This window comes from Bordetella genomosp. 9 (genome assembly GCF_002119725.1).
Taxonomy (GTDB): domain Bacteria; phylum Pseudomonadota; class Gammaproteobacteria; order Burkholderiales; family Burkholderiaceae_B; genus Bordetella_C.
This window is the reverse complement of the sequence record NZ_CP021109.1, coordinates 2173200-2186824: the sequence shown is the minus strand read 5'-3', so window position 1 is coordinate 2186824 and position 13625 is coordinate 2173200. Positions and strand designations below refer to the sequence as shown.

Annotated in this window: 10 protein-coding genes; 5 read left to right on the top strand and 5 right to left on the bottom strand. The window is 65.5% G+C overall.

The genetic code is table 11. From position 1 onward, the window contains the following. Nucleotides 1–185 precede the first annotated feature (185 nt). Entirely contained in the window at nucleotides 186–2312 is a 2127-nt protein-coding gene (locus CAL13_RS10160; RefSeq protein WP_086072283.1) for a TonB-dependent receptor, read from the top strand. 289 nt (nucleotides 2313–2601) lie between these two features. After that, on the top strand, nucleotides 2602–3189 hold the full coding sequence (locus CAL13_RS10155; RefSeq protein ID WP_086057305.1) for a C40 family peptidase: 588 nt from the start codon (nucleotides 2602–2604) through the stop codon (nucleotides 3187–3189). Between the two features lie 26 nt (nucleotides 3190–3215). Here the strand turns inward: CAL13_RS10155 and CAL13_RS10150 are convergent, their stop codons facing one another. Next, complete coding sequence (locus CAL13_RS10150; RefSeq protein ID WP_086072282.1) at nucleotides 3216–3989, bottom strand: SDR family oxidoreductase; 774 nt, start codon at nucleotides 3987–3989, stop codon at nucleotides 3216–3218. Nucleotides 3990–4155: 166 nt separating this feature from the next. Here CAL13_RS10150 and gmk point away from each other — a divergent pair, with 166 nt between their 5' ends. Genes gmk through CAL13_RS10135 form a run of 3 tightly spaced genes read left to right on the top strand, consistent with a single transcriptional unit; the run spans nucleotide 4156 to nucleotide 7390 of the window. Then, nucleotides 4156–4806, top strand: a complete 651-nt coding sequence (gene gmk, locus CAL13_RS10145; protein WP_086057303.1) for a guanylate kinase — start codon at nucleotides 4156–4158, stop codon at nucleotides 4804–4806. A 57-nt stretch (nucleotides 4807–4863) separates the two neighbouring features. Continuing rightward, on the top strand, nucleotides 4864–5067 hold the full coding sequence (gene rpoZ, locus CAL13_RS10140) for a DNA-directed RNA polymerase subunit omega (RefSeq protein ID WP_086057302.1): 204 nt from the start codon (nucleotides 4864–4866) through the stop codon (nucleotides 5065–5067). Nucleotides 5068–5089: 22 nt separating this feature from the next. Then, nucleotides 5090–7390, top strand: coding sequence for a RelA/SpoT family protein (locus CAL13_RS10135; protein WP_086057301.1), 2301 nt, complete (start codon nucleotides 5090–5092; stop codon nucleotides 7388–7390). Nucleotides 7391–7507: 117 nt separating this feature from the next. Here CAL13_RS10135 and glnQ read toward each other — a convergent pair whose 3' ends face one another. The 4 genes from glnQ to CAL13_RS10115 all read right to left on the bottom strand — a co-directional run bounded on the left by glnQ (nucleotide 7508) and on the right by CAL13_RS10115 (nucleotide 13566). Beyond that, the gene (glnQ, locus tag CAL13_RS10130) at nucleotides 7508–8236 is read right to left on the bottom strand and encodes a glutamine ABC transporter ATP-binding protein GlnQ (protein WP_086072281.1); all 729 of its coding nucleotides are present in this window, start codon (nucleotides 8234–8236) and stop codon (nucleotides 7508–7510) included. Then, a complete protein-coding gene (glnP, locus tag CAL13_RS10125; RefSeq protein WP_086057299.1) occupies nucleotides 8233–8892 on the bottom strand; it encodes a glutamine ABC transporter permease GlnP in 660 nt (219 codons plus the stop codon). The genes glnQ and glnP overlap by 4 nt, the downstream gene beginning before the upstream one ends. 155 nt (nucleotides 8893–9047) lie before the next feature. Beyond that, entirely contained in the window at nucleotides 9048–9812 is a 765-nt protein-coding gene (gene glnH, locus CAL13_RS10120) for a glutamine ABC transporter substrate-binding protein GlnH (RefSeq protein ID WP_086072280.1), read from the bottom strand. Between the two features lie 130 nt (nucleotides 9813–9942). Beyond that, on the bottom strand, nucleotides 9943–13566 hold the full coding sequence (locus CAL13_RS10115; protein WP_086072279.1) for a hydantoinase B/oxoprolinase family protein: 3624 nt from the start codon (nucleotides 13564–13566) through the stop codon (nucleotides 9943–9945). Nucleotides 13567–13625 lie beyond the last annotated feature (59 nt).

Here is a 13625-nt window from a genome sequence, read left to right as displayed (position 1 = left end):
CCGCGCCCGCGATTTCCGCACATGACGCCGTGCGTGCATGACGCGGTGCATGCATGACGCCGGCGCTTGCCCCGGCGTTGCCGCGCCGCGCTGCGCCGTGCGGAATCTGCGTGCTTCCTCGTGCATTCCCCAATTCTTGCCGCTGCCGCTTCCGCGGACGGCAGACGACGATATTCACCTCATCCATGCCAGCCTCTTCTCTTTTCGCGCCCCCATCGCGCGCACCACGCTCTACCGCCTTTGCACGCCTGTCCTCCATCGCGCTCGGGCTGAGCGCCGCCTTTGCGGCGCCCGTCCAGTCCCAGGCGGCCCCGGATGCAGCCGACGAACCGGCCGCCGCTGCCCGCGCCGTGACCCTTCCCACGGTCATTACCACGGCCAATCCCCTGGGCAGCACCGAGCTTGCATCGCCCACCACGGTCCTGCAGGGAACCGCCCTTGACCTGCGGCGGGCGGACACCCTCGGACAGACCCTGAACGGGCTGCCCGGTATTTCCACGACGACCTACGGTCCCATGGTGGGACGGCCGATCATTCGCGGCATGGACGGCGACCGCATCCGCATCATGAACAACGGCCTCGGCTCGGTCGATGCGTCCTCGCTGTCTTTCGACCACGGGCTTCCGCTCGACCCCATGGCCGCCGACCGCATCGAGATCGTGCGCGGCCCGGCGGCCCTGCTCTACGGCGGCAATGCGGTGGGGGGCGTGGTCAACGTCATCGACGACCGCATCCCCGAAGAGCCGATCAATGGCATCCATGGCAGCATGCAGGGCGACTGGGGCGGCGCAAACAACAGCCGGTCCGGGGCCTTGCGGGTGGAGGGCGGCGACGGCAGGTTCGCCATCCGCGCGGACGGCTATGCGCGCTTTACCGACACACTGCGCATCCCGGGTTATGCGCGCGCTTCGGGGCTGCGCGCCCAGGATCCTGCCGACATGGATCAGCCGCGCGATCGCTTGCCCAACAGCGACGGCTCCGTGCGCGGAGGCGGCGTCGGCATGGCCTGGACGGGGGCCGACGGTTATGCGGGCCTTTCCTACAGCGGCTACGACTCGGACTACGGCTCGGTGGCGGAAGACAGCGTCCGCCTGAAGATGCGGCAGGAGCGCTTCGGCGCGGCCGGCAGGATCGACAACCTGGACGGCGCGTTCAAAAGCCTGAAGTTCGACTTCGCCTACACCGACTACCGGCACCGCGAGGTCGATGAGGGCGTAACCGGCACCACGTTCAAGAACCACGGCTACGAAGCACGGGTCGAAGCGACGCACCGCGACATCGGCCCATTGCGGGGCACCTCGGGCCTGCAGGTCAGCCAAACCCGGTTTTCCGCCCTTGGCGACGAGACGCTGGTCCCTACCACGGAGACGGACTCCTTCGCGCTGTTCGACCTGGAGCAGTGGGAAGTCACCGACCGGCTGACGTTGACCGCCGGCGGGCGGCTGGAGTACAGTCGGCTCGCGCCTTCCGCGCACGGCGACACGAAGTTCGCCGACGCCAGGAAACGCGACTTCACCGCCGGCAGCCTGGCCCTGGGTTCGCTGTACAGGCTCGACGGCGTCTGGTCCGTGGCGGCCAACCTCTCCTACACCGAGCGGGCCCCGACCTTCTACGAACTGTACGCGAACGGTCCGCACGAAGCGACGGGCCAGTTCCTGATCGGCGACCCGTCTCTATCGAAAGAGCGCGCGTTCTCCGGCGATCTGGGCCTGCGCTTCAAGGATGGCGACAACCACGGCAGCTTCGGCGTCTTCTACAGCCGTTTCCGCAACTACATCACCGAAATGAACACCGGCCTTTTCACCGACGACAGCGGCGAAATCGTGGACAGCGGCACGGACGATGCCTTGTCGCAGGCCGTCTACCGCGCCGTACCCGCGGAGTTTTATGGCTTCGAAGCGGACGGCAGCTTCCGGGTCCTGGAACGTGGCGGCAATAAGCTGGATCTCCTGCTTTCGGGCGACTACACCTACGCGCGCAACCGCGGCACGGGAGAACCGCTGCCGCGCATACCGCCCCTGCGGCTTGGCATCGGCCTGGCCTATGCGAAGGGCCCCTGGGGCGCGGGCGTGTCCTTCACCAAGGCTTTCTCCCAACATCGTCATCCGGAGAATGACGACAGCACCGCCGGGTACTACAGGCTGGATGCGGATCTGACCTATGCCTTCCGCCTGGATAGCACCCGGTGGCAGGCCTATGTGCGCGGCATCAACCTGACCAACCAGGAGATTCGCTACGCGACCTCCATCCTGCGCGACGTCGCGCCCGAAGGCGGCCGCGCGGTGATGGTGGGCGTCCGCGCCAATTTCTGACCCGTGGCCCGGCCCTGCGCGCCGTCTCTTCCGGCGCGCCGGAACCGCCCGGTGGCAACCCTGGCCACCCGTTCGACGGCATCATGGCCAGCGCCGCCGGGCGCCCCCTACGAGGGCCGCTCTCTATACAGGATTGCAAATTGAACGCAAGATGACGAAGGATGCCGGCGGGATCCCCAAAGATGTAAGAAATATTTCGGGTATATAATCCTGCCGATCCGAATTAAACGCCCGCCGGCTTGAACCCAGTTGAAGCCGCGCCATTCCACTCCGCATTCGAAGTGAAGTTATGACGCCGCCGACGAGACGCAGCCTTTCTCCTCGCTTTTTCCTATCGACCGCCCTCCTCACCCTTGCCCTGACCGCCGCGCCCGGCACCGCCGGTGCGATGGTTTCCTCCGACGCGGTCGGCTCCCTGAACGGCCTTTCCCCCACCGATCTGCCCACCGTCCCCACCTTGCGCGAACGCGTGGTGGCGGCCGGGCTGGACGCGCTGGGCACGCGTTACCGCTGGGGCGGCGACGACCCCGACACGGGGTTCGACTGCAGCGGGCTGGTCAGCTTCATCTACAAGGAAGTCGCCGGGCTGGACCTGCCCCGCCGCGCCCGGGAACAACGCGGGGAAGGCAAGCCCGTCAAGGCAAGCCAGCTGCAGCCGGGCGACTTGGTGTTCTTCGGCATCCACCGCCGCAACCAGACGTCGCATGTAGGCATCTACATCGGCAACAACGAATTCATCCACGCGCCCACGCGCGGCGAGCGCGTGCGCATCGATACGCTCGACAGCGCCTATTGGGCCAAGCGCTTCAATGGCGCGCGGCGATATATCGGCCCGGGCCGCGATACCGGCATCGCCGTCGCTTCGAACGACCGCTGAAGCCCGCTCCCGGCGGGCACGGCCGCTCAGCCGCGGCCCAGGAACGGCATCTTCGTGGCCATGATGGTCATGAACTGCACGTTGGCGTCCAACGGCAGCGCCGCCATCGCGGCGACGGCTTCCGCCACGTGAGCCACGTCCATGCGCGGCTCGGGACGCACCGTATGGTCGGGCTGCAGCACACCGGCAACCATGCGTTCGGTCATGGGCGTGGCGGCGTTGCCGATATCGATCTGTCCGCAAGCGATGTCGTACTCCCGGCAATCCAGCGAGATCGACTTCGTCAGGCCTGTGACGGCATGCTTGGTTGCCGTGTAGGCGATGGAATACGGGCGCGGCGCATGGGCGGAAATCGAGCCATTGTTGATGATCCGTCCGCCCCTGGGTTGCTGATCCTTCATGATGCGGATGGCGGCCTGCGCGCATAGGAACATGCCGGTCAGGTTCGTATCCACGACACTGCGCCAGACGTCCACGGGCAGTTCCTCGATGGGCACCGCGGGCGCGCCCCGGCCGGCGTTATTGAACAGGACGTCGAGCCGTCCGTAGGCGCGCTGCGTCTCGTCGAAGAGCGCCCGCACGGAATTCTCGCTGCACACGTCCGTAGGCACCGCCATCGCACGGACCGCATCGTCGCCCGCGGCCGTGCGGGTTTCCTCCAGCGCATCGGCGCGGCGGCCGGCCAGCACGACACGATACCCTTCCGCCAGCAGCTGCAACGCCACCGCGCGCCCGATACCGCTGCCCGCGCCGGTCACCACCGCCACCTTGCCGTCGCCTCGCCTGCCGATCTGGTTCATGCCTGTCTCCTTGAAAAAGTACCGCGCATGCTACTCCCAAGATCGGCACATGGCGGTATTTTGTTATCCTTCCTGTCTTGTACAAGTTTCGCTTCTGGTCCGAGTCGGCTCAAGAAGCCGCCGCCATCGCGGCGCCTTTTGTCTAGACAACGTTTCATCGACCCCCATGCCTGCTTCCGCCGGAAGTCCCGCCTCGCCGGGAAACGTCTTTATGGTTGTCGCGCCCAGCGGCGCCGGCAAATCCAGCCTGGTGCGCGCCCTTTTGCAGCGTGATGCCGCCATACGGCTTTCCATTTCGTGCACCACCCGCCCGCCCCGGCCAGGCGAAGTGGACGGCCGGGACTACCGCTTCGTCAGCGTGGCGGAATTCGAGCGCCTGCGGGAGCAGGACGCCCTGCTGGAATGGGCGGAGGTGCACGGCAATTACTACGGGACCCCGGTCGACGGCATCGCCCAGGCGACCCGGGAAGGCCATGACGTGCTGCTGGAGATCGACTGGCAGGGCGCGCGCCAGGTCCGCCAGCGCTTTCCCGGCGCGATCGGCATCTTCATCCTGCCGCCGTCCATCGACGAACTGGAAAGCCGGCTGCGGGCGCGCGGCCAGGATCCCGAGTCGGTGATCGCGCGCCGGCTGCTGGCTGCGGGCGGCGAGATCGCGCACGCGCCAGAGTGCGAATATGTTATTATTAATCAAGAATTTAGCGTCGCATTGGACGAACTTACGCAAATCGTCAATGCAGCCCGGTTGCGTTTTTCCTCTCAAGCCGTCCGCCACGCCCAGCTGTTCTCCCAATTGGGTATCTCGGCGCCCCACTGAGCACAGGGCGCAACCCGGTCTGTTTTCCTTCCACCGTCGTCATCATCTGAGTCCACTATGGCCCGAATTACCGTTGAAGATTGTCTGAACAACATTCCCAACCGCTTCACGCTGACTTTGGCCGCCACCTATCGCGCCCGGGAACTGGCCCAGGGCCATGCCCCCCGGCTCGATAGCAAGGACAAGCCCACGGTGACCGCATTGCGCGAGATCGCCGCCGGTCTGACCGGCTCCGAGATGCTGCGTAAAGTACCGACCTGATCCCGGCCGGGCGGTGTCGCGCATGGCCTTCCCCGCACTCAAATACGCCTCCTCGGGTTTGCTGGCCGCGCTGCGGGCCGGCTCCCGCCTGGGCAGGCGGCCAGCGAAAAAACGCAGCAAGACAGCGCCCTCTCCCATCGCGGCGGCCGTCCAGCAGGCCGCGGAAGCGCCCGCTTCCACCCCAATCGCGTCGCTCGCCCCGCTCACTGAGATCATCAGCAAGTATCTGGACCCGAAGGACGTCGAACGGGTCCGCGAAGCTTATCGTTTCGCCGACCAGGCGCACCTGGGCCAGTTCCGCGCCAGCGGCGCACCCTATATCTCCCACCCGATCGCCGTCACGGAAATCTGCGCCGGCTGGAAGCTCGACGCCAACGCCCTGTCGGCCGCCCTGCTCCACGACGTGATGGAGGACCAGGGCGTCACCAAGCACGAACTGGCCGAACGCTTCAGTCCCGAAGTCGCGGAGCTGGTGGACGGCCTGTCCAAGCTGGACCGTCTGGACTTCGCCACCAAGGCGGAGCAGCAGGCCGAAAGCTTCCGAAAGATGCTGCTGGCAATGGCGCGCGACGTGCGCGTCATCCTGATCAAGCTGGCCGACCGCGTCCACAACATGCGCACGCTGGACGCCGTCACGCCGGAAAAGCGGCGGCGCGTCGCCCGCGAGACCCTGGAAATCTACGCGCCCATCGCGCACCGTCTCGGTTTGAACGTCCTGTTCCGCGAACTGCAGGATCTCTGCTTCGCGGCCATGTATCCGAACCGCTACCAGGTGCTGTACAAGGCGGTGCTTGCGGCGCGCGGCAACCGGCGGGAAGTCATTACAAAGATCGAAGACGCGGTGCGTGCCGCGCTGCCGGCCGCCGGTATCGAAGCGGAAGTGAGCGGCCGGGAGAAAACGCTGTACGGCATTTACCGCAAGATGGTCGACCAGAAGAAATCCTTCTCGGAAGTGCTCGACATCTACGGATTCCGGGTCATCGTCCATACTTTGCCGGAATGCTATCTTGCCCTGGGCACGCTGCATCAGCTCTACCGGCCCGTGCCGGGCAAGTTCAAGGACTACATCGCCATTCCGAAGGTGAACGGCTACCAGTCGCTGCATACGACGCTGGTAGGGCCCTACGGCACACCCGTGGAGTTCCAGTTCCGCACGCGGGACATGCACCATGTGGCGGAAGAAGGCGTGGCGTCGCACTGGCTGTACAAGAGCGCCGACGTGTCGCTGAACGACCTGCAGAAGCGCACGCACCAGTGGCTGCAATCGCTGCTGGACATTCAGAGCCAGACCGGCGACTCCAGCGAATTCCTGGAACACGTCAAGGTGGACCTGTTCCCCGATGCGGTCTACGTGTTCACCCCGCACGGCAAAATCATCTCGCTGCCGCGCGGCGCCACTCCGGTCGATTTCGCCTACGCCATCCATACGGACATCGGCAATCATGCGGTGGCGGCCAAGGTCAACAACGAGTTCATCCCGCTGCGCACCGAGCTGTCCAGCGGCGATACGGTGGAAATCATCACCTCGCCGGCTTCACGGCCCAACGCGCAGTGGCTCAACTATGTGCGGACGGGGCGAGCCCGCTCCGAGATCCGCCATTACCTGCGCACGGTCAAATACGCGGAATCCGTCGCTTTCGGAGAACGGCTGCTCACCCAGGCCCTGCAGGAACTGCATCTTTCGCTGCCGCCGGCCGACGATCCGGCATGGGAGAAACTGGCGCGCAGTTCGGGCGCCAGCTCGCGCGACGAGATCCTGGCCGACATCGGGCTGGGCAAGCGCCTGGCGGCAGTGGTCGCGCGGCGCTTCGCGCCGGAGCATGAGCTCATCGCCACCACCGCGGCCGACGTCGACGAAATTACCGCGGCGCGCAGCGCGCCCATCCTGATCCAGGGCAATGAAGGCCAGGCCGTGCAGCTAGCCCCCTGCTGCGGGCCGCTACCCGGCGACCCGATCATTGCCGGCATGCGGCTGGGCCACGGTCTGGTCGTGCATACGGCGGATTGCCCGGTGGCGCTGCGGCAACGCACCCGCGAACCCGAACGCTGGATCAATGTCGCCTGGGACACGCAGACCGCCAAGCACCTGTCGACCCGGCTGGACATCGTCACGCGCAACGAACGCGGGGTGCTGGGGCGCCTGGCGGCGGAAATCACCGCCACCGACGCCAATATCGTCCATGTGTCGATGCACGACGACGCCGCATCCACCGTCGCGCTGCATGTGACGGTGCAAGTGGACAGCCGCAAGCATCTGGCGCAGGTGATCCGCGCGATCCGCCACGTGCCGCAAGTACAGAAAATCGTCCGCGTGAAAGGCTGAGCGCGGCCGGCCCCCGGGCCACGCGACTCCGGGGCCCGCCCCCTCGTTCTGGCCCCGCGACGCCTGGGCCCGACCAAGGCGGAAGCCTCCACGCCCGGGCCCCGCCCGCGTCGGCGATCAAGCCACGTGCTGGAGAAAATCCTTCAGGCGTTGGCTCGGCGGGTTCGACAGCAGCGCTTCCGGGGGACCATCGTGCGCCACTTTGCCGCCATCGATGAAGATCAAGCGGCTGCCGACGCGACGCGCGAATTCCATCTCGTGGGTGACCACGACCATGGTCATGCCCTCTTCGGCCAGGTCGCGCATGACTTTCAGCACCTCGTGGCGCAACTCCGGATCCAGCGCCGAGGTCGGCTCATCGAACAGCATCAGCTTGGGCTTGATCGCCAGCGCGCGGGCAATCGCCACGCGTTGCTGCTGACCGCCCGACAGCTCCGAAGGATAGTGGTTCATCCGCTCGGCCAGGCCCACCTTGGCGAGCAGCGCTTCCGCCTCGGCGCGAGCCGTGGCGCGCGCCGTGCCGCGCGTGTGTATCGGCCCGAACATGACGTTTTCCAGCGCCGTCATCTGGGGAAACAGGTTGAACTGCTGGAACACCATGCCCGCCTCGCGGCGGATTTCTCGGACCTGTGTGGCGTCGCCCTTCACGCTCAGGCCATCGACCAGCAGGTCGCCTTCCTGGATCGATTCCAGAACATTGATACAGCGCAGAAACGTCGATTTGCCGGAACCGGACGGGCCCACCACGACCACGACTTCCCCAGCCTCGATGCTCAGGGTGATGCCGTTCAGCACCGTGGAATCACCGAAGCGCTTGATGACGTTTTTGAATTCGACCATGCTCATAGAATTCGCATCCTTTTCTCGGCCATCCGCAGGGCCGTGGCCATGAGGCCGGTGATAACCAGATAGATGATTGCGACGGCGGACCAGATTTCGACCGCGCGGAAGTTGCTGGCCATGATCTCCTGCCCCTGGCGGGTGAGTTCGGCCACTCCGATGACGATGAACAAGGACGAGTCCTTCAGACTGATGATGCACTGGTTGCCCAGCGGCGGAATCATGCGCCGCACGGCCACCGGGCCGATGATGTGCAGCAGAATCTTGTAGAAGGGCAACCCCATGGCCTGGCCGGCTTCTTTCAGTCCCTTCGGCACGGATAGCAGCGCGCCCCGCACGATTTCGGCGATATACGCGCCCGAATTGATCATGAGGGTAATGATTGCGGCGAGCTCGGCGTCGATGCGCAGGCCCTGGGCCATCAGCGGCAGTGCGAAATAGATGAACATCACCTGCACCACGATGGGCGTGCCCCGGATGACGGCGACATAGATCAGCGCAATGGAAGCCAGGAAGCGTGGCGCATACGCGCGCGTCACGCCGGCCAGTGCGCCCAGCAGGAAGCCGCCCGCCAAGCCCCACAAGGTGATCTTGATGGTCATCAGCGTCCCATCGAGCAGATTGGGCAAGGCGGCCCCGATTACGGACCAATCGAAATTCACATGTTTCCCCTGTGGAAAAGACCCGCGCCCGGATTGGCGCGGCAATCCGGGAAATGCGGCGCTGCCGCGGCGGGCTCGGACGAAAGATCAGCGGGCCGCCGGCCGGCCGCCCATATCGGCGATATGAGCAGCGCGGCGGCCGCAAGGCAAGTGGTTTATTGCGGCTGCTTGCCGAACCACTTGGCGTAGATGGCGTCGTACTGGCCGTTGGACTTCAGCGTGGCCAGGGCCTTGTTCACGTCGGCGACCAACGGGCTGCCTTTCGGGAACGCGATGCCATAGAAGTCGCCGCTCTTGACGCTGCCGACCACCTTGACGCGGCCCTTGCCGGCCGTGTTGGCGTAGTACTGCACGTTCGGCGTATCGTGCACGGTCGCATCGACGCGGTTGGTCGCCAGCTCCAGATAGGCGTTGTCGATGTTGGGGAACAGCTTCAGCTTGGCGGACGGCACGTTCTTCTGCATGTAGTCGACCGTGGCCGTGCCGGTCTTCACCGCCACCGTCTTGCCTTCCAGGTCCTTCGCGCCCTTGATGTCGTTGTTGGCGTTGTTGACGAGGATGGACAGACCGCTTTCGTAATAGGGGTCGGAGAAGTCGATGACCTTCTTGCGGTCGTCGCGGATGGTGATGCCGGCCAGCGCTGCATCGATATTGCGCGTCTGCAGGCCAGGAATGATGCCGTTGAAATCCATCGGCTGGAACCTGAACTTCAGGTTCAATTCCTTGGCAATCGCCGTCCACAGGTCAATGTCGAAGCCGGTGTAGGTGTTGCCTTGCTTGAACTCGAACGGCACGAAGGCCGTATCCGTCGCGACCACCAGCTCCTTGCCGCTGCTGCTTTGGGCCGATGCCGGTGATGCGATGGCGAACCACGCCATTGATACGCCGGCAATCGCCGCTGCGAGTTTTTTATTGAGCATGTTCGACTCTCCTTGGTTGAACTGCGCCTGGGGTACAGGCGGCAAGCCCGACCGCGGGGTGGCGGCCGGAACGGGAGGGATGTTACCCCACAGCGCCCCGGCCCGCCCCCCGTCGGAGGGTGCGGCACCGTTAAATTTTGCCGAAACCTCCGCCGCCCGGTGTTTCCACCACAAAGATATCGCCAGCTTGCAGTTCCGTGCTGTCCTGCGGACCCAGCTCTTCGATGCGGCCGTCCGCGCGCTCCACATAGTTGCGGCCCACCTGACCCGGTTCGCCGCCGTGCAGGCCGAAGGGCGCGTAGCGGCGGTTGTTGGACAGAATGGCCGCCGTCATGGGTTCCAGGAATCGCAAACGCCGGATGCCGCCGTCGCCGCCGCGGAACCTGCCCTTCCCGCCCGAACCGTGACGGATTTCATAGGACTCCAGGCGCACCGGGAATCGCAGCTCCAAAACTTCCGGGTCCGTCAGGCGCGAATTGGTCATGTGCGCCTGGACAACCGACTGGCCGTTGAAACCCTGTGAAATGTCGGTGGGCGCATCGACGCGCAGCGGCCCGGCCCCGGTTCCGCCGGAGATGGTTTCGTAATACTGGTACCGCGCATTGCCGAAGGTCAGGTTGTTCATCGTGCCCTGGCTCGCGGCGAGCACGCCAAGCGCCCCATAGAGGGCGTTGACGATGCACATGGACGTTTCCACATTGCCGGCCACCACGGATGCCGGAGGATTCGGGCGCAGCATCGAGCCCTGCGGCAGAATAATCTCCAGCGGCTTCAGCCCCCCTGCATTCAACGGGATTTCATCGTCCACGAGGGTCCGGAAAACATACAGAACCGCCGCAACGGCAATGGCCCCGGGCGCGTTGAAGTTGTTGTCCAACTGGGGCGACGTGCCGGTGAAATCGACCACGGCGCTGCGTTCGGCGTGATTGACTCGGACCGCCACGCGTATCACCGCGCCGTTGTCCAGCGGGTACTCATAGCTGCCGTCCTTCAGCACCGAAATGACCCTGCGCACCGCCTCTTCGGCGTTGTCCTGCACGTGCCCCATGTATGCGCGCACCACATCCAGCCCGAAGTGATCGCACATGCGCAGCAGCTCCTGCACGCCCTTTTCGTTGGCGGCGATCTGCGCCCGCATGTCGGCAATGTTCTGGTCCGGATTGCGGGCCGGCCACTTGCCGGACCTCAGGATGTCGCGCGCCGCCTGCTCGCGGAATTCCCCATCCCGAACGAGCTGGAAGTTCGTGAATAGCACGCCCTCGTCTTCCACGGTGCGGGAGTCGGGCGGCATGGAGCCGGGCGTGGTGCCGCCGATGTCCGCATGATGGCCGCGCGATCCGACATAGAACAGGATGTTTCGGCCTTCGCGGTCGAAGACGGGGGTAATGATGGTGACGTCGGGCAAATGCGTACCGCCGTGATAGGGGTCGTTCACCACGTAGGCATCGCCGGGCTTCATCTTGCCCGCGTTCGCCATCATCACGGTGCGGATCGATTCGCCCATGGAGCCCAGGTGTACGGGCATGTGCGGCGCGTTGGCGATCAGATTGCCCTGGTCGTCAAAAATGGCGCAGGAGAAATCCAGCCTTTCCTTGATGTTCACCGAGTAGGCGGTGTTCTGCAGCCGGTAGCCCATCTGCTCGGCGATGGACATGAAGAGATTGTTGAAGACCTCCAGCATGACCGGATCGGCCTCGGTGCCCACGGCACGGCGCTGCGGCCGGACGGCGACGCGGCGCAGAACCAGGTGGTCGCGCGGCGTCAGCTCCGCGCGCCAGCCCGGCTCGACCACAGTGGTCTGGTTCTGCTCCGAAATGATGGCCGGGCCGTCGATCTGGTCGCCAGGGGTCATGTCGTCGCGAACGTAAAGCGGCGTGTCGCGCCATTGGCCGCCGCTGTACATGCGCACCGTTCGGCGCGCCTGCAGCGGACCATCCCGGCGCGCGGAGACGGGGGCTTCCGACACCGGCTCGCCACCGCCGGTCGCTTCGACGGAGATCGTTTCAACGACCAGCTCGCGGCCGGGCATCAGGAAGGAATAGCGCTGACGATACGCTGCCTCGAAATCGGCGCGCGCCTGCGCGGCCGAACCGAATGGCACTTCCAGCGCCGTGTCCGTGCCGCGATACTTCAGATGCAGGCGGCGCTGCACGGAAATCGCCGATTCGGCGACATGCTGGCGCCGCAGTTCCGACACCGCGTCCGCCGCCAGGGCGTCGAGTTCGGCCCCAAGTTCGGGAACCAGCGTGTCGTCCAGCACCTTTTCCACGGTTTTCTGCCGCATCTCGGTCTGGTCGGCCAGACCCATGCCGTAGGCCGACAGCACGCCCGCCAGGGGGTGCGCGAATACCGTCGTCATGCCGAGAGCGTCGGCGACCAGGCAGGCGTGCTGGCCACCTGCTCCGCCGAACACCGTCAGCGCATATTCCGTGACGTCATGGCCCCGCTGGACCGAAATGCGCTTGATGGCTTCGGCCATGTTGCCGACCGCGATTTCCAGAAAGCCTTCGGCCAGTTGCTCCGGCGTCATGTCCTTGCCCGTTTCGGCCTTCACGCGCGCGGCCATGTCGCGGAAGCCCTGCTCGGCTGCATCGCGATCCAGCGGCTGATCGGCGTGGGGCCCGAAAACGCGCGGGAAAAAGTCGGGCTGGATCTTGCCAAGCAGCACATTGCAGTCGGTCACCGCCAGCGGACCGCCCCGGCGATAGCAAGCCGGCCCAGGGTTGGCGCCCGCCGAATCGGGACCGACGCGCAGCCGCGCGCCGTCGAAGTGCAGGATGGAGCCGCCGCCGGCCGCCACGGTATGAATGCTCATCATGGGAGCGCGCATCCGCACCCCTGCCACCTGCGTTTCGAATTCGCGCTCGAATTCGCCGGCGTAATGCGAGACGTCGGTGGACGTGCCGCCCATGTCGAAACCGATGACCTGCCTGAACCCCGCCAGCTCGCTGGTGCGGACCATGCCGACGATGCCGCCGGCCGGTCCTGACAGGATGGCGTCCTTGCCGCGGAAGCGATGCGCGTCCGTGAGGCCGCCGCTGGACTGCATGAACATCAGGCGGATTCCGGGCAGCTCGCCGGCCACCTGGTCCACATAGCGCCGCAGGATGGGAGACAGGTACGCATCGACCACCGTGGTGTCGCCGCGCGAGACGAACTTGATGAGCGGGCTGACTTCGTGCGACACCGACACCTGCGTGAAGCCGATCTGCCGCGCGATCTCGGCGGCCGATTGTTCGTGCCGCGGCTCGCGCCAGGCGTGCATGAAGACGATGGCGACGGCGCGCACGCCGCGGTCGAACTGCGTTTGCAGGTCGCGGCGCAAGGCAGCTTCGTCCAAGGGCGTCACGACGCGGCCGTCGGCATCCAGCCGTTCCTGGGCCTCGATGACGCCGTCGTAAAGCATTTCGGGCAGCACGACGTTGCGGTCGAAAAGGCGCGGCCGGTTCTGGTAAGCAATGCGCAGCGCGTCCCGGAAACCACGCGTGGTGACGAGGACGGTGCGCTCGCCCTTGCGTTCGAGCAGCGCATTGGTGGCCACCGTGGTGCCCATTTTGACGCAATCGACGCGGTCCGCCGGCACCGGTTCGCCCGGCGCCAGCCCGAGCAGCTTGCGGATGCCGGCAACGGCGGCATCGCGATACTGTTCGGGGTTCTCGGAAAGCATTTTGATGGTGGTTGTCGTGCCATCGGGCCGGCGGCCGACGATATCCGTGAACGTGCCGCCACGGTCAACCCAGAATTGCCACTTCATACCGATTCCTATGCTGTGTCGCCGGGACGGCGGAAAGCCGGCGGCGGATGGAAGACGAA

Coding starts and splice junctions, on each gene's coding strand:
- CAL13_RS10160 (WP_086072283.1), top strand. CDS start 186: ATGCCAGCCTCTTCTCTTTTCGCGCCCCCATCGCGCGCACCACGCTCT.
- CAL13_RS10155 (WP_086057305.1), top strand. CDS start 2,602: ATGACGCCGCCGACGAGACGCAGCCTTTCTCCTCGCTTTTTCCTATCG.
- CAL13_RS10150 (WP_086072282.1), bottom strand. CDS start 3,989: ATGAACCAGATCGGCAGGCGAGGCGACGGCAAGGTGGCGGTGGTGACC.
- gmk (WP_086057303.1), top strand. CDS start 4,156: ATGCCTGCTTCCGCCGGAAGTCCCGCCTCGCCGGGAAACGTCTTTATG.
- rpoZ (WP_086057302.1), top strand. CDS start 4,864: ATGGCCCGAATTACCGTTGAAGATTGTCTGAACAACATTCCCAACCGC.
- CAL13_RS10135 (WP_086057301.1), top strand. CDS start 5,090: ATGGCCTTCCCCGCACTCAAATACGCCTCCTCGGGTTTGCTGGCCGCG.
- glnQ (WP_086072281.1), bottom strand. CDS start 8,236: ATGAGCATGGTCGAATTCAAAAACGTCATCAAGCGCTTCGGTGATTCC.
- glnH (WP_086072280.1), bottom strand. CDS start 9,812: ATGCTCAATAAAAAACTCGCAGCGGCGATTGCCGGCGTATCAATGGCG.
- CAL13_RS10115 (WP_086072279.1), bottom strand. CDS start 13,566: ATGAAGTGGCAATTCTGGGTTGACCGTGGCGGCACGTTCACGGATATC.